Origin of the sequence: Streptomyces iranensis (genome assembly GCF_017874715.1) — a bacterium.
Taxonomy (GTDB): Bacteria; Actinomycetota; Actinomycetes; order Streptomycetales; family Streptomycetaceae; genus Streptomyces; species Streptomyces iranensis.
This window is the reverse complement of the sequence record NZ_JAGGLR010000010.1, coordinates 348,518-370,447: the sequence shown is the minus strand read 5'-3', so window position 1 is coordinate 370,447 and position 21,930 is coordinate 348,518. Positions and strand designations below refer to the sequence as shown.

Annotated in this window: 15 protein-coding genes; 7 read left to right on the top strand and 8 right to left on the bottom strand. The window is 72.5% G+C overall.

Features of this window, described 5'->3' with window-relative positions:
• The first annotated feature begins 254 nt into the window (after positions 1-254).
• A complete protein-coding gene (locus J2Z30_RS20615) occupies positions 255-1,421 on the top strand; it encodes a magnesium and cobalt transport protein CorA (protein ID WP_044569132.1) in 1,167 nt (388 codons plus the stop codon).
• Positions 1,422-1,560: 139 nt separating this feature from the next.
• Positions 1,561-2,451: a phosphatidylinositol-specific phospholipase C gene (locus J2Z30_RS20610; RefSeq protein WP_044569133.1), complete on the top strand. Its 891-nt coding sequence runs from the start codon at positions 1,561-1,563 to the stop codon at positions 2,449-2,451.
• 10 nt (positions 2,452-2,461) lie between these two features.
• On the opposite strand, the gene J2Z30_RS20605 is transcribed toward J2Z30_RS20610, so the two are convergent.
• The 5 genes from J2Z30_RS20605 to J2Z30_RS20580 all read right to left on the bottom strand — a co-directional run bounded on the left by J2Z30_RS20605 (position 2,462) and on the right by J2Z30_RS20580 (position 9,388).
• The gene (locus J2Z30_RS20605; protein ID WP_052701304.1) at positions 2,462-4,093 is read right to left on the bottom strand and encodes a glycoside hydrolase family 6 protein; all 1,632 of its coding nucleotides are present in this window, start codon (positions 4,091-4,093) and stop codon (positions 2,462-2,464) included.
• 196 nt (positions 4,094-4,289) lie between these two features.
• The gene (locus tag J2Z30_RS20595) at positions 4,290-5,441 is read right to left on the bottom strand and encodes an XdhC family protein (protein ID WP_044569134.1); all 1,152 of its coding nucleotides are present in this window, start codon (positions 5,439-5,441) and stop codon (positions 4,290-4,292) included.
• Between the two features lie 76 nt (positions 5,442-5,517).
• The gene (gene pucD / locus J2Z30_RS20590; protein WP_044569135.1) at positions 5,518-7,914 is read right to left on the bottom strand and encodes a xanthine dehydrogenase subunit D; all 2,397 of its coding nucleotides are present in this window, start codon (positions 7,912-7,914) and stop codon (positions 5,518-5,520) included.
• 2 nt (positions 7,915-7,916) lie between these two features.
• Positions 7,917-8,507, bottom strand: coding sequence for a (2Fe-2S)-binding protein (locus J2Z30_RS20585; RefSeq protein ID WP_044569136.1), 591 nt, complete (start codon positions 8,505-8,507; stop codon positions 7,917-7,919).
• Positions 8,498-9,388 (bottom strand): FAD binding domain-containing protein, encoded by an 891-nt coding sequence (locus tag J2Z30_RS20580; RefSeq protein ID WP_044569137.1) that lies wholly within the window; start codon positions 9,386-9,388, stop codon positions 8,498-8,500. The genes J2Z30_RS20585 and J2Z30_RS20580 overlap by 10 nt, the downstream gene beginning before the upstream one ends.
• Positions 9,389-9,628: 240 nt before the next feature.
• Between J2Z30_RS20580 and J2Z30_RS20575 the strand changes: the two genes are divergently transcribed.
• Together J2Z30_RS20575 and J2Z30_RS20570 are read left to right on the top strand one after the other, a co-directional pair.
• Complete coding sequence (locus J2Z30_RS20575) at positions 9,629-11,563, top strand: PucR family transcriptional regulator ligand-binding domain-containing protein (RefSeq protein WP_044569138.1); 1,935 nt, start codon at positions 9,629-9,631, stop codon at positions 11,561-11,563.
• A 238-nt stretch (positions 11,564-11,801) separates the two neighbouring features.
• Positions 11,802-12,614, top strand: coding sequence for a hypothetical protein (locus tag J2Z30_RS20570; protein WP_209468764.1), 813 nt, complete (start codon positions 11,802-11,804; stop codon positions 12,612-12,614).
• Between the two features lie 381 nt (positions 12,615-12,995).
• Here the strand turns inward: J2Z30_RS20570 and J2Z30_RS20565 are convergent, their stop codons facing one another.
• A complete protein-coding gene (locus J2Z30_RS20565) occupies positions 12,996-13,658 on the bottom strand; it encodes a GntR family transcriptional regulator (protein WP_245388251.1) in 663 nt (220 codons plus the stop codon).
• 374 nt (positions 13,659-14,032) lie between these two features.
• Between J2Z30_RS20565 and J2Z30_RS20560 the strand changes: the two genes are divergently transcribed.
• Positions 14,033-15,205, top strand: coding sequence for a DUF2637 domain-containing protein (locus J2Z30_RS20560; RefSeq protein ID WP_044569141.1), 1,173 nt, complete (start codon positions 14,033-14,035; stop codon positions 15,203-15,205).
• Positions 15,206-15,355: 150 nt separating this feature from the next.
• Here the strand turns inward: J2Z30_RS20560 and J2Z30_RS20555 are convergent, their stop codons facing one another.
• Positions 15,356-15,892: an ATP-binding protein gene (locus tag J2Z30_RS20555; RefSeq protein ID WP_245388212.1), complete on the bottom strand. Its 537-nt coding sequence runs from the start codon at positions 15,890-15,892 to the stop codon at positions 15,356-15,358.
• 157 nt (positions 15,893-16,049) lie between these two features.
• Here J2Z30_RS20555 and J2Z30_RS20550 point away from each other — a divergent pair, with 157 nt between their 5' ends.
• Entirely contained in the window at positions 16,050-19,259 is a 3,210-nt protein-coding gene (locus J2Z30_RS20550) for an alpha-mannosidase (RefSeq protein WP_044569142.1), read from the top strand.
• 827 nt (positions 19,260-20,086) lie between these two features.
• Here J2Z30_RS20550 and J2Z30_RS20545 read toward each other — a convergent pair.
• Positions 20,087-20,542 carry a recombinase family protein gene (locus tag J2Z30_RS20545; protein WP_052701306.1) on the bottom strand — a complete coding sequence of 152 codons (456 nt, stop codon included), beginning with the start codon at positions 20,540-20,542 and terminating at the stop codon, positions 20,087-20,089.
• Positions 20,543-20,684: 142 nt separating this feature from the next.
• On the opposite strand from J2Z30_RS20545, the gene J2Z30_RS20540 reads away from it, so the two are divergent.
• On the top strand, positions 20,685-21,866 hold the full coding sequence (locus J2Z30_RS20540; RefSeq protein ID WP_209468760.1) for a helix-turn-helix domain-containing protein: 1,182 nt from the start codon (positions 20,685-20,687) through the stop codon (positions 21,864-21,866).
• Positions 21,867-21,930 lie beyond the last annotated feature (64 nt).

Below are 21,930 nucleotides of genomic sequence, written 5' to 3'. Positions count from 1 at the left end.
GGCCCCGTCGCCGGGCGCCGGGTCGGCGGGGGCGGGCGCCGGTGGCGGCTTCCGTGCCCTGGCGGTCAAGGGCCCCTCCGGACCGCGGACCGGTGAATCCCAGGGCGGCTCTCCGGGTGCCCCTCGAAATAACACTTGATCTGGAGCAACTATCGTGTCAAGCAGCCCGCCGCTGCCCCAGGGCGCACCACGGTCATATAGGGCGATATCCTGCACTGAGGTCAGTGCTCGCGACAGGAAGGTGAGGACCCTCTATGTCCGAGCGCCGCCGCACCCCGCGTCCCACGAAGCGCCACCCCTGGCGGCGCCCGGCCGACGCCACACCCCGCCCCGCCCCGGGCCCGCCGCGCGGCGAGCCGCCCGCCGCGGCGGGCGACGGGGCCCCGGCCGAGGTCGACGAGCGCAGTGTGGTGGACGCCGCCGTGTACCGCGACGGCCGCCGGGTCGGCACCCCCGGGTCCCTCGCCGCCACCTACCGGCGGCTGCGCGAGGAGACGGGCGCCATGGCGTGGATCGGGCTGTACCGGCCGAGCGAGGCGGAGCTGCTCTCGCTCGCCGAGGAGTTCGATCTGCACAAGCTGGCCATCGAGGACGCGATGGAGGCCCATCAGCGCCCCAAGCTGGAGCGCTACGGCGAGACCCTCTTCGTGGTGCTGCGCGCCGCCCGCTATCTCGACGCGCCCGAGGAGGTGGACTTCGGCGAGCTGCACGTCTTCGTGGGCCCCGACTTCGTCATCACCGTCCGGCACGGCGCCGCCCCGGACCTGTCCGCGGTGCGCGCCCGGATGGAGTCCACCCCCGAGCTGCTGGCGCTGGGCCCCGAGGCCGTGCTGTACGCGATCCTCGACGCGGCCGTGGACGGCTACGCCCCCGTCGTGGCGGGGGTGCAGAACGACATCGACGAGATCGAGACCGAGGTCTTCCGCGGCGATCCCGAGGTCTCGCGGCGCATCTATGAGCTCTCCCGCGAAATGGTGGAGTTCCAGCGCGCCACCCGGCCGCTGGTCGGGATGTTGCACGGGCTGATGGCGGGCTTCGACAAGTACGGCACCGATGAGGAGCTCCGGCGCTATCTGCGGGACGTGGCCGACCACGTCACCCACACCAGCGAGCGTGTGGACGGCTTCCGCTCCGCCCTCACCGACATCCTCGCGGTCAACGCCACCCTGGTGACCCAGCAGCAGAACGCCGAGATGCGGGCGCTGGCCGAGGCGGGCTTCGAGCAGAACGAGGAGGTCAAGAAGATCTCCGCCTGGGCGGCCATCCTGTTCGCCCCCACCCTGGTCGGCACCATCTACGGGATGAACTTCACCCATATGCCCGAGCTGCACTGGGTGCTGGGCTACCCGTTCGCGATCCTGCTGATGGCGGTGGTCTGCGTCAGCCTGTACCTCATCTTCAAGCGCCGCGACTGGCTCTGACGGCGTAACACCTCTCCGGCGGTTCTAGGGAATCCCTCGATGAACCGCTGATTCAGCCGTTTTCCGTAGCTCCTCCATGCCGTTTGTGCTTCGATGCCGTGCGGCACGGCACCGGCGGGCGAGCGACGGGAGTGGGCGTATGGACCGGCGAGGGTTCCTCAGGGGCGCGGCCGCACTGTCCACCGCGGGGCTGGTCACCGCCGTCGGCGGCACCGCGACGGCCACCGCCGCGCCGCCCAGGGCGACCGCCGCCCAGGACTGGCTGTCGGCCATCGCCGACGCCACTCCGGTCCAGCGGCTGACCCTGCCCGGAACCCACGACTCCGGCGCCCGCTTCGGCGGTCCGTGGACGGAGTGTCAGAACACCACCATCGCCGACCAGCTGGCCAGTGGCATCCGCTTCCTGGACATCCGCTGCCGCGCCTTCGAGAACGCCTTCCCCATCCACCACGGCGCCTTCTACCAGAACCTCAACTTCGACGACGTGCTCGGCGCCTGCCGCTCCTTCCTCTCCGCGCATCCGTCGGAGACGGTGCTGATGCGGGTCAAGCAGGAGTACTCGGAGGAGAGCGCCGCGGAGTTCCGCCGGATCTTCGACATCTATCTGGACGACAAGGGCTGGCGCTCCCTGTTCCGCCTGGACACCACCCTCCCCGCCCTGGGTCAGGCCCGGGGCAGGGTGGTGCTGCTCGCCGACTCGGACGACATGCCGGGGGTGCGGTACGGCGACGGCGCGCTCTTCGACATCCAGGACGACTACATGGCGGAGCCGATCGGCAAGTACCCGAAGATCGAGGCGCAGTTCCGCAAGGCGGCGGCCCAGCCCGGCAAGCTCTTCATCAACTACGTCTCCACCGCCGCCCTGTTGCCGCCCCGCTCCAACTCGGACCGGCTGAACCCGCGGGTGAAATCGTTCCTGGAGGGCGCCGAGGCACAGAGCTGGATCGGGCTCGGGATCGTTCCGATGGACTTCCCGAACACCTCGTCCGGCCTGGTCGACGCCCTCGTCCGGCACAATCCGGCGGGCTGACCGCCGGGCGTCAGCGGCCGTGGGGCCGGCGGAAGACGTGGACCGCCGGGTCCGCGTAGCGCACCAGCTCCAGCGCCTGCTCGGGGAACCACTCCCCCGCCTCGGGGTTGACGGTCCCGCGCACCGGGTCCAGGGGCCCGTCGGTGCCGCGCAGGCAGCGCCCGTCCGACTCGCCCGGCGTCTTCACCCACAGCGCGGCGTCCAGCAGTGCCTCGCCGGTACGGGTGGTGGGGCGGCGGCCCAGACCCCGGCCCGGCGGGTTGCACCATGACTGGACGTCGTTGTGGCGGTGGGTCGCGGCCCTCGGGGTCCAGGGGCCCTGGCCGTTGCGGCTGGTGTCGGTGACGTAGTGCTTCATACGGGCCGGGTCGTCCGGTACGTGATGGCGCAGCCAGCGGCGGACATGCCGCCGCGACCAGCTCTGCTCGGCGCAGTCCTCGGGGTCCCCGCCCTCGTCGGCGTAGGCGAGGCAGGAGGAGACCAGCCGGCCGTACCAGGCGCTGTCCGGGTCGGTCTGGTAGTGGGAGACATTGAGGGCGAAGCCGGTGGCGCGGTCGATCCCGGCCTTGATCAGCCGGGGCACGATACTGCTGACGGAGTGCCAGCCGGAGTGGCCCGCGTCCAGGTACACCGACGCGTTGCCGAGCGCGCTGAGGACGTCGACCGCGTAGTTGATCTCGGAGTAGCGGGCGGCGGTCTCCGGGTCCTCGACCACCGGGGTGTCCAGGTCACCGGTGTCGCTCCCGTCCTCGGGGGTCACGGGGTCGGGCGTGGGCAGCGGGGGCAGCTCGGGCAGGGTGCCGGGCTGCTCGGCGGAGGGCTCGGGGTCGGGGCTCTGGGACGCGGCGGGCTCGGGGTCGGCGGCCTCCGGGGGCTTGGGGGCCGTGTTCTCGGCGGCGGCGGGGCGCGCGTCCGTGGGCTGCGAGTCGGTGGACTGCGCGGCCTCCTCGCCGGTGCCGGAGGCGGCCGATGCGGCGGGCGGGGCCGTGGCGGCGCCGGGGTCGGGCAGCGGCGGCAGCTCGGTGGGCGATGCCTCGACGGCGGGCGACTCCTCGGCGGCGGGCAGTTCCCCGACGGCGGTCTGCTCCGGCTGCTGCGACTCGACGGCGGTCTCTTCGGCGTTCGAGGCGTCGGCGCAGTCGGAGGGCAGCAGCGCCAGCGAATCGGGTTCGAGGACGATCATCACCTTGCGGTCGCCGATGCCCTCGGCGACGGCGTCGATCCACGCCTGGTACGCGGCGAGGCCGTCGGCTCCCCCGCTCGAGTAGCTGCCGCAGTCACGGCCCGGGATGTTGTAGAGGGCGAGGACCGGCAGCCGCCCCTGCCAGCCCGCGCTCCGCGCCGTCCGGCGGACCAGCCGCGTGACCTGCTCCGGGGTCTCGTCCCCGTACCAGACCGCGTGCGGCGTCCGCACCATGGCGAGGAGCCCGGCGGAGTCACGGAAGTCGCCCCGCCAGGCGAGCCGGGCCACCTGGCGGTAGGAGTCCCGGTCGGGGGGCGGGGCGTAGAGGCGGGCCACGCGCGGGGACTCGTCGTCGTCCTCCGACACGGCCGCGCTCACCACGGGGCTGATCAACAGGGGCAGGGTGGCCGCGGCCACGACGGCCGTCGACACGGTGAGGATCTTGCGTCTCTTACGCACGTGCGCACTCCAGGGGGCGGCAGGACCAAGGTCGGTTTCTGACTCTCACTCAGGAACCGGCACCCGGCAAATGAACCTTCCGCCAGATGGCGGAGGGTTTTTCCCGCTCAGGAGTGGCCTTATGTCAGACGATCCTTCTGTGATCTGATGCGATTTCAGGTGCGCGGAGTCTCGGGCGACGGCGTCCGACGGCGTTTCAGGCGACCGAGCCGATCCGGTCCGAGGGCGCCCGGGTGTCGTGGTGGATCGGGGTCCGGGCACCCGTCAGCGGCGTTCCGCTGCCGCCCCGCCGGTTCGCGACGATCTCGCCCGCGATGGACAGCGCGGTCTCCTCGGGCGTACGGGCGCCGAGGTCCAGCCCGATCGGGGAGCGCAGCCGGGCCAGCTCCGGCTCGCCCACACCGGCCTCGCGCAGCCGCCGCAGCCGGTCCCGGTGGGTGCGGGCGGAGCCCATCGCGCCGACGTACGCCACGGGCAGCCGCAGCGCCCGCTCCAGCAGCGGGACGTCGAACTTCGGGTCGTGGGTGAGCACGCACAGCACCGTGCGGCCGTCCACCTCGGTCCGGTCGAGATAGCGGTGCGGCCAGTCGACTATCACCTCGTCGGCGTCCGGGAAGCGCGGCCCGGTCGCGAAGACCGGACGGGCGTCGCAGACCGTGACGTGGTAGTTCAGGAACTTCCCGATCCGCACCAGCGCACTGGCGAAGTCCACCGCCCCGAAGACGATCATGCGCGGCGGCTCCACGCTGGACTCGGCGAGCAGCGTGACGGGCCGCCCGCAGCGGCTCCCCTCGGCGCCGATCTCCACGGTCGCGGTGCGCCCCGCGTCCAGCAGGCCACGGGCCTCTGCGGCGGCCGTACGGTCCAGCTCGGGGTGGCCGCCCAGGGTGCCGTCCCAGCCGCCGTCCGCGCGGACGAGCAGGGCGCGGCCCAGCAGCTCGGGCGGGCCGTCCACGATCCGGGCCAGCGCGGTCGTCCGGCCCTCGGCGGCGGCGGACGCGGCCTCGGCGAACACCGGGCGCAGGTCGCGGTCGGCCGCCCGAACCGGGCTGACCAGGACATCTATGACCCCGCCGCAGGTCAGGCCGACCGCGAAGGCGTCCTCGTCGGAGTAGCCGAAGGTCTCCCGCACGCTCTCGCCGGTGCGCAGCGCCTCCTGGCACAGCTCGTACACCGCGCCCTCGACACAGCCGCCGGACACACTTCCGACCGCCGTGCCCTCCGCGTCCACGGCAAGGGCGGCGCCGGGCAGCCGGGGTGCGCTGCCGCCCACGGAGACCACGGTGGCGACGGCGAAATCCCGGCCCTCCGCGCACCAGCGGTGCAGCTCGGCGGCGATGTCCAGCATGGTGATCAGCTCCTCGGACGGCCATGTACAGGCCGCCTATATTCGCGTCAACGCGCCGGACCCGCGAAATCTGCCCTCAGCCGCCGGTCAGATGTTCCGGGCGGACGGGCACCCGCTTCAGTGGGCGGCCCGTGGCGGCGCGGATGGCGGCGACGACGGCCGGGGTGGAGGAGAGCGTCGGCGCCTCGCCGACGCCGCGCAGCCCGTACGGGGCGTTGTCGTCGGCCAGCTCCAGCACCTCCACCGGCATGGCCGGGGTGTCGAGGATGGTGGGGATCAGATAGTCCGTGAACGACGGGTTGCGCACCCGCGCCCCGTCCCGCGAGACGACGATCTCCTCCATCACGGCGAGCCCGAGCCCCTGCGTCGAACCGCCGTGGATCTGCCCGACCACCGACAGCGGATTGATCGCCTTGCCCACGTCCTGCGCGGCCGCCAGCTCGACCACCTTGACCAGGCCCAGCTCGGTGTCGACCTCGACGACCGCGCGGTGGGCGCAGAAGGAGTACTGCACATGGCCGAAGCCCTGTCCGGTGCGCAGATCGAACGGCTCGGTCGGCCGGTGCCGGAACTCCCGCTCCAGGTCGATCGCCTCGTCGCCGAGGATCCCGGCGAGGTCGCCGATCACCTCGCCGCCGTCGGTGACCACCTTGCCGTCCTCCAGCCGCAGCCGTTCGGGCTCCGCCCACGCGGGGTGGGAGGCGCCGAACCGCTCGCGGCCGCGCCGCAGCACCTCCGCCCGGACCGCCTCGCAGGCGTGCTTGACGGCGCCGCCCGTCATATACGTCTGGCGGGACGCGGAGGTGGAGCCCGCCGAGCCGACCCGGGTGTCGGCCGGGTGGAGGGTGACCCGGTCGACGCCCAGTTCGGTGCGGGCGATCTGGGTGTGCACGGTGACACCGCCCTGGCCGACCTCGGCCATCGCGGTGTGCACCAGGGCGACCGGCTCGCCACCGATCACTTCCAGCCGGATCCGGGCCGTGGAGTAGTCGTCGAAGCCCTCGGAGAAGCCGACGTTCTTGATGCCGACCGCATAGCCCACCCCGCGCACCACGGCCTCGCCGTGGGTGGTGTTGGACAGCCCGCCCGGCAGGGCCCGTACGTCCACCGGGCCGCCCGCCGCCTCCCAGTCGCGCTCGGGCGGCATCGGCAGCGCCTTGACGCGGCGCAGCAGCTCGGCGACCGGGGCCGGGGAGTCGACCAGCTGCCCGGTGGGCATGGTGGCGCCCTGCGACATGGCGTTGCGCTGCCGGAACTCCACCGGGTCCAGGCCGAGTTCGGCCGCCACCGCGTCCATCTGGGCCTCGTAGGCGAAGCAGGCCTGGACGGCGCCGAAGCCGCGCATCGCACCGCAGGGCGGGTTGTTGGAGTAGAGGGCGATGGCCTCGACATCCACATTCCCGACGACGTAGGGGCCGATGGACAGGGAGGCGGCGTTGCCGACCACCGCCGGGGAGGAGGAGGCGTACGCGCCGCCGTCCAGGACGATGCGGCACTGGACGTAGAGCAGCGTGCCGTCGCGGGTCGCGCCGTGTTCGTAGGTGAGCTTGGCGGGGTGGCGGTGGACATGGCCGAAGAAGGACTCGTAGCGGTTGTAGACGATCTTGACGGGCCGTCCGGTGCGCAGCGCCAGCAGACAGGCGTGGGCCTGCATGGACAGGTCCTCGCGCGCGCCGAACGCCCCGCCGACGCCGGAGAGCGTCAGCCGCACCTTGTCGGCGGGCAGCCCGAGCACCGGGGCGAGCTGGTCGCGGTCCACGTGCAGCCACTGGGTGGCGATGTAGAGGTCCACCCCGCCGTCCTCGGCGGGCACCGCGAGCCCCGACTCCGGGCCGAGGAACGCCTGGTCCTGCATGCCCACCTCGTAGTCCCGGCGGACCACCACATCGGCGCGGGCGCGGGCGGCGGCGACATCGCCGCGCCGGATGGGCTGGCGGTGCACGATGTTCGGATGCGGGACATGGGACGCGTGGTGGTCCCGGCGGCCCGGGTGGAGCAGCGGAGCGTCCGGTGCGGTGGCGGTGGCCTCGTCCACGACCAGCGGCAGCTCCTCGTACTCCACCGCGATCCGGGCGGCGGCGCGGCGGGCGGTCTCGGGGTGGTCGGCCGCGACGATCGCGACGGGCTCGCCGTGGAAGCGGACCCGGTCCTTGGCGAGCACCGGCTGGTCGTGGATCTCCAGGCCGTAGTGGGTCCCGGCGGGCAGATCGTCATGCGTCATGACGGCGTACACCCCGGGCAGGGCGAGCGCCTCGGCGGTGTCGACGGACCGGATCGCGGCGTGGGCGTAGGGGCTGCGGAGGGTGAAGCCCCACAGCATGTCCTCATGCCACAGATCCGAGGAGTACGCGAACTCGCCGGTCACCTTGAGGGTGCCGTCCGGGCGCGGGGTGGACTCGCCGACGGTCCCCCGGGTGGCGCCGGTGGCCTGGGTGAGGGTGGCGGGGGCACTGGCGGTGCGGTCTGCTGCCATGGTCAGACCGCCTCCCCGGTGCGGGCGGCCGCGAGCCGGACCGCGTCGAGGATCTTCTCGTAGCCGGTGCAGCGGCAGAGGTTGCCGGAGAGCGCCTCGCGGATGTCGGCGTCGGAGGGGTCGGGATTGCGCTCCAGCAGCTCATCGGCGGTCACCAGCAGCCCGGGAGTGCAGAAGCCGCACTGGACGGCGCCCGCGTCGATGAACGCCTGCTGGACCGGGGCCAGCGGGGCGACCTGCCCAGGGCGGGTCGGCTCGGGATGCCGGGTTGTCCCTGGCGTCCCCGGGTGACCCTCCTCGGGCTCACCGGGGCAGACGGCTCCAGCCGCTTCGCCGGACCGCTGCCGGGCGTGGTCCGCGAGCCCCTCGACGGTGACCACCTCGCTGCCCTCGGCCTGCCCCGCCGCCACCAGACAGGCGCATACCGGCACCCCGTCAAGACGGACCGTGCAGGAACCGCATTCGCCCTGCTCACAGGCGTTCTTCGAACCAGGAAGCCCCAGCCGCTCGCGCAGCACGTACAGCAGGGACTCGCCCTCCCAGACGTCATCGGCCTCGTACGGCCGCCCGTTGACCGTCATGTTCACGCGCACTGTGCGGTCCTCCCCTCTCCCTCGCGATACGCCTCCCAGGTCCAGCCGAGCGTGCGGCGCGCCATGACCCCCACCGCGTGGCGGCGGTAGGCGGCGGTGCCGCGTACGTCGTCGATCGGGCGGCAGGCCCCGGCGCACAGCTCGACGAAGCGCCGGACGACCGACGGGTCGAGGGGCGCGCCGCTGTCCCAGAAGCCGCCCTCGTCCAGCGCCGCGCCCAGGAACTCCTCGGCCTCCCGGGCCCGTACCGGCGTGGGCGCGGCCGATCCGATGCCGGTGCGCACGGTGCGGGTGCGCGGATGGAGCGCGACGGCGAAGGCGCAGACCGCGATCACCATGGCATTGCGGGTGCCGACCTTGGAGAACTGCTGCGGACCGTCCGCTCGTCGGATGTGCACCGCCCGGATCAGCTCATCGGGCTCCAGGACGTGGCGCTTGACCCCGGTGAAGAACTCCTCGACCGGGATCCGCCGGGTGCCGCGCACCGACGCGACCTCCACCTCGGCCCCGGCCGCCAGCAGCGCGGGGTGGGCGTCCCCGGCGGGCGAGGCGGCGCCGAGGTTGCCGCCGACGGTGCCGCGGTTGCGGATCTGCGGTGAGCCGACGGTGTGCGCGGCGAGCGCGAGGCCCGGCAGCTCGGTCCGGAGCTCCTCGATGATCCGGGTGTACGGAACGCCCGCGCCCAGCCGGACCGTACGGTCGGTGGCCTCCCACTCGGCCAGTTCGGCGACGCGCGTCAGATCGAGCAGATACTCGGGCCGCCGGTGATCGAAGTTGATCTCGACCATCACATCGGTGCCGCCCGCGATGGGCACGGCGGTGGGGTGCTCGGCCTTCGCGGCGAGCGCCTCCTCCCAGCCGGCGGGGCGCAAAAAGTCCATGGGTCTCTCTTCTCGAATCGTCGGCGTCGGCGTCGGCGTCGTCGGGAGGGGCTCCCCTCCAGGAACTCTGCACACGGCTCAACGCCAGTAGACCGAGGTGTGGGCCACATGGTGCAGTCACCAAAGACATGAAGCAATTGGCTGGCCAGGGGCCAGGCCTTGTAGATTCGAACGAACAGCGGGGACCGGAAACCTCGCGGTATTCGACCGGCGACACGGAACAAGATCGGCTGGCATCACATGCGGCTGCGCGCACTGCTGGAGAACGACACCCTGGGGCTGCGTCTGCTCGGCGGCGAGGACGAGCTGGACCGTACCGTGCGCGGCGTGATGACCACCGATCTGCGCGACCCCAGCCGCTATCTCTCGGGGGGCGAGCTGGTGCTGACCGGACTCGCCTGGTGGCATGAGCCGGAGGACTCCGAGCCGTTCGTCCGCATCCTCGCGGCGGCCGGGGTGGCGGGTCTCGCGGCGGGCGAGGCGGAGCTGGGGGCCGTGCCCGAGGATCTGGTGCTGGCCTGCGGCCGCCATCGGCTGCCGCTGTTCTCCGTGGTCGAGGACGTCGCGTTCGCCACGATCACCGAGCATGTGGTGCGCCAGGTCTCCGGCGAGCGGGCCGGGGACCTGGCCGCGGTCGTCGACCGGCACCGCCGGATGATGACGTCCGGGCCCGCGGGCGGCGGCCCCGAGGTCGTCCTGGACCTGCTCCGTTCCGACCTGGACCTGACCGCGTGGGTGCTCTCCCCCACCGGCCGCCGGATCGCGGGCCCGACCGCCGCCGGAGCGGCCGCGGAGCCGCCCGCGGCGGTCGGCGCCCAGCTGGCGGGCGAGCAACTGGCCGCCCGCCGCGACGGGCGGCGCGGCCCGCACCGGCTGACCGCCGCGGACGGCATGACGTACTCCCTCTTCCCCATCCGCAGCGGTGACCCCGGCGACGACGTGCGCGAGACCGTGCTGTCCGACTGGGTGCTGGCGGTCGGCGCGGACGCCGACGAATGGCCGGAGGAGCGGCTGGATCTGCTCTACGGGGTCACCCAGCTGATCGCGGTCGAGCGCGACCGGCGGAACGCCTCCCGCACGGTGCGGCGCAGGCTCGCCCAGGAGGTGCTGGAGCTGGTCCAGTCGGGCGCGCCGCCCGCCGAGATCGCGGCCCGGCTGCGGGTGGCCGCCCCGGTGCTGCTGCCGGGCCTCGGCACGGCGCCGCACTGGCAGGTGGTGGTGGCCCGGGTGGAGTGGGGCGTCACGGCGGAGCAGCAGTACGGCGCGGACGGCGGGACGCGGCTGGGCAGCGCGCGGAAGGGCGCGGACGGCGGGACGCGCGAGGGTGCCACGCGAGACGGCGCCCCATGGGACGGGAGCGCGCGGGGCCGGGACGGATGGGGCCGGGACGGATGGGGCCGGGACGGATGGGGCCGGGACGGACGGGAAGGCGTAGCGCGGGACCGGGGCGCGCGGGAGGGCTCCTCACCGGAGAGCAGGGGCGTCCCCGATGGCATCCCCGGCGGCCAGGTGGCCCAGTCGCTGCTGGAGGAGATCCTGGTCGACCCGTACGCGACCGGGCCGGAGCCCTCGGACCGGATCGCCGTGGCGCACACCGGTGACGAGGCGGTGGCGCTCGTCCCCCTCCCGGCGCTCTTCAACGGCCCGTCGGACGGCGCCACGGGCCACCCGGAGACGGAAGAGGTACAGGCCGACGCGCTGCTCGCCGCCGTCCGGGAGCCGCTCTCCCGGGGCCTGGACGGCGACGGCAGGCTGACCCTCGGCGTCAGCGCCGCCGTGCACTCCGCGGACGGGTTGCGGGGCGCCCTGGAGGAGGCCCGGCACGCCCGGCGCGTGGCCGCCGCGCGCCCCGGGCGAGTGTGCGCGGCCGGGCACCAGGAGCTGGCCTCGCACGTACTGCTGCTCCCCTTCGTCCCGGACGATGTGCGGCGCGCCTTCACCGCCCGGCTGCTGGATCCGCTGCGCGAGTACGACCGGCGCCACCGGGCCGAGCTGATCCCGACCCTGAAGGCGTTCCTGGACTGCGACGGCTCCTGGACGCGCTGTGCCGCCCGGCTCCACCTGCACGTCAACACGCTGCGCTACCGGGTCGGCCGGATCGAGCAGCTGACCGGGCGCGAGCTGTCGCGCCTGGAGGACAAGCTGGACTTCTTCCTCGCGCTGCGCATGAGCTGACGCGGCGCGGAGGCGTCTGGGGAAGCGTGTGCGCAGGCGCCTGGTCAGGCGTCTGCGGTGGCGCCCGCGGGAGCGCCCGGAGCGCGCCTCCGGGCCCCACCGCGACATCACCCTTGCCAGGGGTTTGTGAATTCATTCACACCAACCTCTTGGCCGGGCGCGCGCATTCGTGCTGAGATTCGCCCACAGCTTCCGGCTCGATGGCGCGCTTGGGGAGGGCAATGTGGCGGACACCGCCATGTCACCACCTGGATCGTCAGGTTCCCATTCCGAGGTAAGAACGGGGCGCGGGCTCGACCCGCTTGTGGACGACCCACTCGACACGGCGGTATGGCGGCTGCGCTCGCGCGGCTGCTGGAAGGACGCCGCCGAGCTGCTCACCCCACGGGCGGCGGACGACGCCTCGGCCGCGCTCAAGCGCAGCATCGTCCTGACCGAACGGTGCATGTACACCTCGACCGGCTGGGACGCGGCCGAGGACGCCCTGCGGGCGGCGGAGGCGCTCGCGCTCACCGACACCGAGCGCGGCGCGACCGCGTGCGAGCGGGGCTATCTGGCGTACGCGTCCACGCTGCTCGGAGTGCGGGACCGGGCCGACGAGGCGCGGACCGCGCTCGGCCGGGCCGCCGCGCTGCTCTCACCGGGCTCCCCGATCCGGCCGCTGCTGGACTTCCGGCGCGGGTTGATCTCCCAGCACCTCGCCCACAACCCGACCGGCGCCCTGGCCGCCTTCCAGCGCGCCCACGCGGGCGCGGCGGCGCACGGCGACACCTTGCTGCGCTCGTTCACCTGGCGCCATCTGGCCGCCATGGCGGAGGCGGACGGCGATCTGCCCGACGCTCGGCACGGCTTCGCGGAGTCGCTGCGGATCCGTGAGGAGCTGGGCTACCTGGTCGGCATCGCCCCGGCCCTGGCCGCCCTGGCCGACGTGGAACCCGACCCCGACGAGGCCACCCGCCTCCGCACCGAGGCCGGCCGCCTGGTCCGCCTCCTGGGCGGCGTCCCCGTCTGGCTCGCGGAACAACTGTCCCCCGAGGAAACCGCCGACTGACCGGCCCCGGCTCGCCCCGGGAGAACCACAGCATGCCCCGGGGCGAACCCGGCCGGGGGCGCGGGACGACCCGTACGCCCCCAGCCCCTGCGGGGCATCCGGCGGACCACGCGGGCGGAGCCGCATATCGATGCCTTCCCCGCCCCCGCCCCTTCCCTCAGCATCGATATGCGGGCTCCGCCGCATGGCTGGGGCTCCGCCCCAGGCCCCGGGGCCTGGGGCGGAGCCCCAGTTGAGGGAAGGGGCGGGGAGGGGAACAGCCCGCCGCAGGCGCCAAGAACCGCCGGACGCCTCCTACTGGCCCCCAGCTCCCAGCCCTCAGACCTCGGACCTCGGACCCCAGCCTTCGGACCCCAGCCCTCGGCCCTCGGTCCTCAACCCTCAGACCGTCGGGGCGAAGTGGGCCCTGGTGAGGGATTCGACCGTGTCGAGGTCGCGGGCGGCCAGGGCGTCGAGGAGGGCCATGTGCTCCTTCGCGTCGGCGACGAGGTCGGCGGTGCGCGTGGTGCGGCCGCAGGCCAGGGGCCACTGTGCGCGGCGGTGCAGATCGTCGGCGACGATCACGAGCTGCTGGTTTCCGGCCAAGCCGAGCACCGTCTGGTGGAAGGTGCGGTCCGACTCCAGGTAGGCGGCCCGATCGCCCCTTACGGCGGCCGCCGCCGTCGCCTCGGCAAAGGGCCGCAGCCCGGCCCAGCGCTCGGGCGCGATCGCCTCCGCCAGGCTGAGCATCACCGGAACCTCCAGCAGCGCCCGTACCTCCGCCAGCTCGGCCAGGTCGCGCTCGCTGCGGCGGGCGACCCGGAAGCCCCGGTTGGGCACCACCTCGACGGCGCCCTCGCCCGCGAGCTGCTGCATGGCCTCCCGTACGGGGGTGGGAGAGACGCCGAAGCGCTCGGCGAGCACCGGTGCGGAGTACACCTCGCCCGGGGTCAGCTCACCGCCGGCCAACGCGTCCCGCAGGGCGTCCAGGATCTGGCCGCGCACCGAGTGCCGGCGCGGGGACCTGCGTGCCGCGGGCGCGCCGCAGGAGGGCAGCGGCTCCATCGCCGCCTGTGCTTCGGACTGATCCACTCCGGTCCTCCTGACATCCCATCGAAACGATATGCGGAGGCCGCCCCCGGGCAAAGCCCGTAAACATCATTTAAGGTCGCAGTAACGTTGCTCCTCGTACACGGACCGTAGCTCGACCGGCAAGCCGATCGGTCGGATTACCCGCGATCGGGTTCCGTGAATAGAATCAAGCCGCTTGCACAGCGCGAGTGTTCGGATCGCATCGCACCTATTCGCGTGTCCCCCCGCCTACTTGGCGGCCTCTTGTCCCAAAACCGCTCGAGGCCCGGCAGGATTCCGCCAGGATGTCGCGCGCGGTAGGCCGTACTGCGGCCAGAACTTCATGGAAGCCAATCAAGGGGCACCGGATGAGACTGACCGACATATCGCTGGTTCTGCCAGTCGTCGTGGCGCTCGCCGGCGTCGTGGGGGCGGCGGTTGTCCTCGCGCGCGGCCGACGGAAGAAGGACGAGAGCGTCATCACCGACTCCTGGGAGCGCAGCGAAGAGCGTCGGCGCCGTAAGGAGGCCATCTACGGGATGGCCGCCTATATCCTGCTGTTCTGCTGCGCCGGGGTGGCCGCGGCGCTCTCCTTCCAGGGCCTGGTGGGCTTCGGGCGGGAGAACCTGGCGCTGACCAACGGCTGGGAGTACCTGGTGCCGTTCGGGCTCGACGGCGCGGCGATGTTCTGCTCGGTGCTGGCGGTGCGGGAGGCCAGCCACGGTGACGCCGCGCTCGGCTCGCGCATGCTGGTGTGGCTGTTCGCGGGCGCCGCGGCCTGGTTCAACTGGGTGCACGCGCCGCGCGGCATGGGCCACGCGGGCGCTCCGCAGTTCTTCGCGGGCATGTCGCTCTCGGCGGCGGTCCTCTTCGACCGGGCCCTGAAGCAGACCCGCCGGGCCGCGCTGCGCGAGCAGGGCCTGGTGCCGCGGCCGCTGCCGCAGATCCGCGTCGTCCGCTGGCTGCGCGCTCCGCGCGAGACCTTCGCCGCCTGGTCGCTGATGCTGCTCGAGGGCGTGCGGACGCTGGACGAGGCCGTCGAGGAGGTCCGCGAGGACCGGCGCGAGAAGGAGCACAACCGCACCCGCCGGCGCGACCAGGAGAAGCTGGACCGGGCCCGGATCCGGGCGCTCAACCGGCAGCACCGGATGTGGGGCCGCCGCGGTGGCCGTCAGGTGGAGGTCACCGCCGCCACCCCGCCGCCCGCACAGCTCAGTTCGGAGCCTGCCATAGGCGAGAAGGTGCTGGAGACCGCCGGGGCCGCGGAGCAGGCCCAGCTGGCCGCCGCCTCCGCCCGGCCCGCCCTGCGCTCCGCGGGCGGCGCCGAGTCCGCGACCGGCGACCTGGGCCATGACCTGGACCGCGACCGGAACAAGGACCGCGATCGGGATTTCAGCTTCGGCTTCGGTGAGAAGGACAAGGACTCCGAGGCCGACCGTTCCCACACCATCGACCTCACGGCCGAGGACGACACCCTCACCCTCCCGCGGCTGGACTCCCTCGAGGAGAAGCTGGCGCAGATCGAGCGCGCCTTCGGCTGAGCGGGGCTGAGGCAGCGGCAAGGGCGGGGGCCACGGATCCCCGCCCGCCGCCCGGCGGGTCCGTACCGCGCAAGGCGCCGACGCGCGCCACAACGTCCGCGCCGCAACGTCCGCGCCACGACGTCCGCGCCACGCGTCGATGGGACGCGGCTACGGAACGCCCTCGGCTTCGAGTTCGAACCACAGGACCTTGCCCACCCCGTGCGCCCGCACGCCCCAGGCGTCCGCGAGCGTATGCACCAGCAGCAGTCCGCGCCCGGATGTGCTGTCCTCGGCGGGCCGGTCGCGCAGCGTCGGGTGCCGGGACACGAAGTCCCGCACCTCCACCCGTAATCGCCCGGTGACGCGCGCGCCCGGCCCGTCCCCCATCGAGGCCGTGACCTGCGCACCACGGTCGGTGTGCACCAGCGCGTTGGTCACCAGCTCGCTGGTGAGCAGCTCGGCCAGATCGGCCCGGCCGGGCCCGCCCCAGTGCCGCAGCATCTCGCGCAGCTCCGCGCGGACCCGTGCCACCCCCGCGAGATCGTCGTGCGCCAATCGCTTGCTCAGGACCGGGCCGCACTCCACCGGAACGGCCTCCGGAACGGCCTCCGGAACACCCTCCGGAACGGCCTCCGCAGCCTTCGGCCCCGCATCCGGCCGGCCCTGCCCATGCCCCCGGCCCGGCCGTACAGGCTGACGCTTCATCCTCCCCCGCCCCGGCCGCCCCCTGACGGCGGCCAGCGTCGAATGTCGTCGAACACGCTCACGGAAATGCATGCCCGCGTGTTGCCCCCCACACACCGAGGGAACTGTTGGGAGTGATCCGCTGAGTGATCCCCCGAGCTCGAACCGAGGAGCCGTGATGCACGACGACCGACCACTGGTGGAGGGGCGCCTGGACCGCGCGCTGCGCCAGTTCATCAGGCCCGCCCAGTACACGGCCCGGGTGCCGCTCACCCTCTCCGCGTGGCGTACCCCCGGTGAGCCGGTGCCGGTCGCGGAGGCGCTGGCGGGCACCTACGAGCCGTTCACCACCGGCACGGACTGGGGCAGTCCGTGGTCGACCTGGTGGTTCCGGCTGGAGGGCGCGGTGCCCGAGGGCTGGGCGGGGCGGCGGGTGGAGGCCGTCATCGACCCGGGCTTCACCGACGACGCCCCGGGGTTCCAGGCCGAGGGGCTGGTGTACGACGCGGAGGGCGTGCCGATCAAGGGCATCCATCCGCGCAACCGCCACATCCCCGTAGCCGCCCCCGCGGCCGGTGGCGAGACCGTACGGCTGCTGCTGGAGGCCGCCGCCAACCCGTCCGTGCTGCGCGACGGCTTCATTCCGACCCGGCTCGGCGATGTGCTGACCGCCGGGGACGAGCCGCTGTACCGTTTCGCCTCGGCCGAGCTGGCCGTCCTCGACGAGACCGTCTGGCATCTGGTCCTGGACATCGAGGTGCTCTCGGAGCTGATGCACGAGCTGCCGGAGGACCGGCCGCGCCGCCATGAGATCCTGCGTGCCCTGGAGAACGCGCTGGACGCACTCGACCTCCACGACGTCCCCGGCACGGCGGCCGCCGCCCGCGCCGAGCTGACCGACGCGCTCGGCCGTCCCGCGCACTCCAGCGCGCACCGGGTCTCGGCGGCCGGACACGCCCATATCGACTCGGCGTGGCTGTGGCCGCTGCGCGAGACGGTGCGCAAGGCGTCCCGCACCTTCGCCAATGTCACCGCGCTCGCGGGCGAGTACCCGGAGCTGGTCTTCGCCTGTTCACAGGCGCAGCAGTACGCCTGGGTCAAGGAGCACCAGCCGCATATCTGGGAGCGGATCAAGAAGGCGGTGGCGGACGGCAACTGGGCGCCGGTGGGCTCGATGTGGGTCGAGTCGGACGCCAATATGCCCGGCGGTGAGGCGCTGGCCCGGCAGATCGTGCACGGCAAGCGGTTCTTCCTGGAGGAGCTGGGGGTGGACACCGAGGAGATCTGGCTGCCGGACTCCTTCGGCTACACGGCCGCCTTCCCGCAGCTCGCCAAGTTGGCGGGGGTGAGGTGGTTCCTCACCCAGAAGCTGTCGTGGAACCAGTCCAACAAGATGCCGCACCACACCTTCTGGTGGGAGGGCATCGACGGCACCCGGGTCTTCACCCACTTCCCGCCGGTGGACACCTACAACGCCCGGTTCAGCGCCTCCGAACTCGCCCACGCCGAGAAGAACTTCGCCGACAAGGGGCTGGCCACGCGCTCGCTGGTGCCCTTCGGCTACGGCGACGGCGGTGGCGGCCCGACCCGCGAGATGCTGGAGAAGGCGCGGCGGCTCGTCTCCCTGGAGGGCTCGCCGACCGTCGAGATCCAGCCACCTTCGGAGTTCTTCGCCGAGGCCGAGCGGGAGTACGGGGCCAAGGCACCGGTGTGGTCGGGCGAGCTGTATCTGGAGCTGCACCGGGCCACGTACACCACCCAGGCCAAGACCAAGCAGGGCAACCGGCGCGGCGAGCATCTGCTGCGGGAGGCCGAACTGTGGGCCACGGCCGCCGCACTGCACGCGCCCGGCTACGCCTATCCGTACGACGAGCTGGACCGGATCTGGAAGACGGTGCTGCTGCATCAGTTCCACGACATCCTGCCCGGGTCGTCCATCGCCTGGGTGCACCGCGAGGCGCGGGACACCTACGAGATGGTCTTCGCCGAGCTGGAGGAGATCATCGCGGGGGCGGTGGCCGCGCTGGGCGGCGGCGGGCCCGCCGTACTCAACGCCTCGCCGTACGAGCGCGAGGAGATCGCCGTCCTGGACGCGCGGACGGCGGCCGCCCTGCCGTCCGGGGCCCCGGTCCAGCCGCTGGGCGAGGGCCGGGCGGCGGTCGCGGTGCGGGTCGCCGGGCTGGGCGCGGCACCCGTGGGGACCGCCCCGCAGGCACCCGCCGCCGCCAGCGGCGCACCCCATGGGGCACCGCCGGTGACGGCCCTGAGCGACGGCCAGTCCATCGTCCTGGACAACGACCGGCTGCGGGTGACCATCGACGCCGAGGGGCTGCTCACCTCGGTGCTGGACCTGGACGCGAGCCGTGAGGTGCTGGCCCCCGGCGCCCGCGGCAACCTCCTCCAGCTCCACCCCGACCACCCCAACCACTGGGACGCCTGGGACATCGACCGGCACTACCTCCGCCGCCACACCGATCTGACCGACGCCGAATCCGTCGAGCTGATCGAGTCCGGTCCGCTGCGCGCCACGGTCCGGGTCATACGGTCCTTCGGCGCCTCCCGCATCACCCAGGAACTGACGCTGGCCGCGGGCAACCGCCGCCTCGACATCGCCACCGAGGTGGACTGGCAGGAGTCGGAGAAGGTCCTCAAGGCGGCGTTCCCGCTGGACATCCACGCCAAGGTGTCCACCGCGGAGATCCAGTTCGGCCATGTGGACCGCGCCACCCACACCAACACCAGCTGGGACGCGGCCCGGTTCGAGATCTGCGCCCACCGCTGGCTGCGGGTCGCCGAGCCCGGGTACGGGGCGGCGCTGCTCAACGACTCCACGTACGGCCACGACGTGACCCGTACGGCGCACGACAGGGGCGAGGGCACGGACGCGGACGGGGACGGAGGCGCGGACGGGGGCACGGGCGAGGGCGAGGTGCTGGGCACCACCGTGCGGCTCACCCTGCTGCGTGCCCCGCACAGCCCCGACCCGGAGACCGACCTGGGCGTCCACCGCTTCCGCTACGCCCTGCTGCCGGGCGCGGGCGTCGCCGAGGCGGTCGCCGAGGGGCTCGCCCTCAACCTGCCACTGCGCACCCTCCCCACCGGACCGTCCGAGCGGGCGCCGCTGGTGTCGGTGGACAACCCCGCGATCACGATCGAGTCGGTCAAGCTCGCGGAGGACCGCAGCGGCGATGTGGTGGTGCGGCTGTACGAGTCCCAGGGCGGCCGGGCGGCGGGCACCCTGGTCACCGGCTTCCCGGTGCTCGGGGCGGAGGTGACGGACCTGCTGGAGCGCCCACTGCACGAGGCGGCCACGGGCCCGGGTGGACTGACCCTGGCCTTGCGGCCGCACCAGATCCTGACGTTGCGGCTGAGGCCGGTGAGCGGCTGAGGCGGGGGCCGGGGGCGGCTGACCGCCCCCGGCCATCCACGGTCCGATCAGGGGCGCGGTACGTTCCGGAGTGGACGAGGGCGAGGAAGTCACCCATCAGCATGGTGAATCCGCCGTCGCCGGACATCGAGATCACCTGACGGCGGCGGTCCGTCTTGGGACGCACCTTCGGCGTCAGACAGCTCAGCGTCTCCCGCACATCGCCCCAGACATGCCGACGTCGTACGGGTTGTCGTACTGGACGAAGGTGCGTATCCCGATAGCACGAGGAAGCCCCGCCCGGCGCCGCGGGGAAGCGCACGGACGGGGCCGTTGACGGGTGCTGGCTGACCTACGGGACGACGCCCGTTCCACCGCACCTGCTACACGGGACGGCATACATCGCGCCGTCCTCACCGACAAGCACAGTCGCCGAGGATCGGGGCCGAGATCGGTGAGGCGATCCCCACCGGCGTCTGCGTCCGGCCCAGCAGCCACAGGCATCGTCCGGGAGTGCTGACGGCGCCTGGAACCGACTCGCGAACCGGACTACGTCGACCGCACGAGGGTTTACCCATTGCGACATGGCGACCACCTCCTGTAGCCGAGAATACGTGCCGCGCGTCGGGCTGTCAGCGCGTCAACTCAGTTCGGGCCCGTGTTACTGCAGTCGCCGGCGCATGTGCCCTCGCCACCGGGCTCACTGTGCTCACATCCGGCCGCAACCGGGATACTCCGGTCGGTCGGCGCCGGCCACAGCGCGGCGGCCCTTTCGCGAGGCGTCACGGCCGCGACACGCGAGATCGCCTCTCGTCGCGGCAGGTGGTCGTCCCTGCTGGGGAACCACGTCACGACGTCGCCCCGTCGTGGCGGACCAGCGTCGCCCCCGGCCCGATCTGCGTCCCGCTGGCGCGGATCCGGCGCAGGGCCGCGTCTCGGGAGTTGGGCGGTGGCGGTGCTGCGGCGTCTTCCACGGCCACGCATGTCCCACCGGCTTCGGTGACGAGCTGCCGCAGATGAGCTCGGGTGTCCAGCTCATACGCGACGCGGTTCCAGGTCGCCACCAGGCACACGGTGCGGCGTCCCTGGCCTTCCTGCTTCATTGCCGCGATCATGCCTTGCCAGAACGGCCGACGTTCGCCCACAGCGGCGTCCCCGCGATCGACCCATTGACCCGCGACGTCCCAGCCAATCTCGGCAGAGTAGGCACGGCAGATGGCGATGCGGGCGAGCAGTCGATCTGTCTGGCTGGTCCCCTCGCGGTCATAGATGAATACGAGGGTGTTCGACTCGTCGGCGGTCATTGCGGCTCCCGGTCACTGGTTTCCCCTGTGTGGCCAGGTAACGACGGGTGAATCATGGTCAGTTGACACAAAACTTGCACAACGAGGCGTCAGGCCCTCCGGAGATAGGGACGCGGGCGAATTGGCGTGCGACAGTTGGGCCATGCACAGCGCACCGTCAGCGGGCGAGAACATCGCGGTATTGCGCAAGGTCCGCAGGCTGAGTCAAACGGCTCTCGCCCGCCAAATGGGGATCACGCTCTCGTACCTGAGCAAAATCGAGACAGGACTACGTCCGGCGACTCCGCCAATCGTGGCAGCAGCGGCAGGCGCCTTGAAGGTGACGACGGCCCGCGTCTACGGCGATCCTTTCGCCGATCCGTCGAAGCAGCATGAGCTGATGGGCGATCTCCGAACAGTCGTCCGCCGGCACACACTGCCACGCGAAGACGTTCCGCCCCCCGACGAACTGGCAGCGTCTCTCAAGCGGGCCGCTGAGTTCCGTGCCGACACCGACTACCTGAAGCTGCTCCAGCTCCTCCCCAAGCTGCTCGGCCAGGTCACCGCGACGGCCATGGAGAGCGACGGGGACGCTGTTGCGTGGGGGAACGTGGCTGACGTGTATAGCTGTGCCTACGCCTGCGCTCACCGATTCCGACAGCCGGACCTGGCAGACATGATCGTGAGCCGCCAGCAGTGGGCGGCTCAGCAGACCTGGAACCCCGAAGCGGCGGCTGCTGCGGCGTGGAACGAAGCGGGGACGTACCAGTCGGCCGGCGAGTATTCCGATGGATTGGCGATCATCGAGCGGGCCATCGTCAGGTACGAGAAGACTCCGGGTGATGATCTGGAACGAGTCGTTCACCTTGGCTCGCTTCACCTCCGCGGCATCGTTCTGGCCTCCCGCCACGAGGACGCGAACGCCACCGCGGACCACGTGCGCCGGGCGAAGGCGCTAGCGGAGCGGGTCACTGGGCCCGATGTCCTTCAGCACAACCTGACGTTTGGACAGGGCAACACCGCGCTGTACGAGCTGGCCGCACAGATCGAGCTGAACCACCCTGACAAGGCCGCGGAAGTGGCGGCCCCGCTACTGAAGACTCCTCCCCCGGGCCTCAAGCCGTCGCGTGTGGGCCGGTTGGCAATCGACGCTGCCCGTGCTCGCCTCGCGACGAAGGATCTGACGGGTGCGGAGGACGCACTGAAGTACGCCTTCCACGTCGCCCCGCAGATGGCGGAGATCCATCCGATGGCGCGGGAAGTACTGCGCGTGCTGTGGACGCTCCACCAGTGCAGCCGACCGGAGTTGTTGGCCATGGCAAAGCAGTCCGGACTGGCGTCCTGACCAACGCGAACAGCCCCCGCCGGATGATGCCGACGGGGCTGCTGTGTTACTTGGTCACTTCGTC

Bases quoted from the DNA above. Each gene is read 5' to 3' on its own strand.
- J2Z30_RS20555 (WP_245388212.1), bottom strand. From the start codon at position 15,892: ATGAAGCGTCAGCCTGTACGGCCGGGCCGGGGGCATGGGCAGGGCCGG.
- pucD (WP_044569135.1), bottom strand. From the start codon at position 7,914: ATGGCAGCAGACCGCACCGCCAGTGCCCCCGCCACCCTCACCCAGGCC.
- J2Z30_RS20595 (WP_044569134.1), bottom strand. From the start codon at position 5,441: ATGCTGGACATCGCCGCCGAGCTGCACCGCTGGTGCGCGGAGGGCCGG.
- J2Z30_RS20575 (WP_044569138.1), top strand. From the start codon at position 9,629: ATGCGGCTGCGCGCACTGCTGGAGAACGACACCCTGGGGCTGCGTCTG.
- J2Z30_RS20550 (WP_044569142.1), top strand. From the start codon at position 16,050: ATGCACGACGACCGACCACTGGTGGAGGGGCGCCTGGACCGCGCGCTG.
- J2Z30_RS20540 (WP_209468760.1), top strand. From the start codon at position 20,685: ATGCACAGCGCACCGTCAGCGGGCGAGAACATCGCGGTATTGCGCAAG.
- J2Z30_RS20615 (WP_044569132.1), top strand. From the start codon at position 255: ATGTCCGAGCGCCGCCGCACCCCGCGTCCCACGAAGCGCCACCCCTGG.
- J2Z30_RS20565 (WP_245388251.1), bottom strand. From the start codon at position 13,658: ATGGAGCCGCTGCCCTCCTGCGGCGCGCCCGCGGCACGCAGGTCCCCG.
- J2Z30_RS20545 (WP_052701306.1), bottom strand. From the start codon at position 20,542: ATGACCGCCGACGAGTCGAACACCCTCGTATTCATCTATGACCGCGAG.
- J2Z30_RS20610 (WP_044569133.1), top strand. From the start codon at position 1,561: ATGGACCGGCGAGGGTTCCTCAGGGGCGCGGCCGCACTGTCCACCGCG.
- J2Z30_RS20560 (WP_044569141.1), top strand. From the start codon at position 14,033: ATGAGACTGACCGACATATCGCTGGTTCTGCCAGTCGTCGTGGCGCTC.
- J2Z30_RS20580 (WP_044569137.1), bottom strand. From the start codon at position 9,388: ATGGACTTTTTGCGCCCCGCCGGCTGGGAGGAGGCGCTCGCCGCGAAG.
- J2Z30_RS20570 (WP_209468764.1), top strand. From the start codon at position 11,802: ATGTCACCACCTGGATCGTCAGGTTCCCATTCCGAGGTAAGAACGGGG.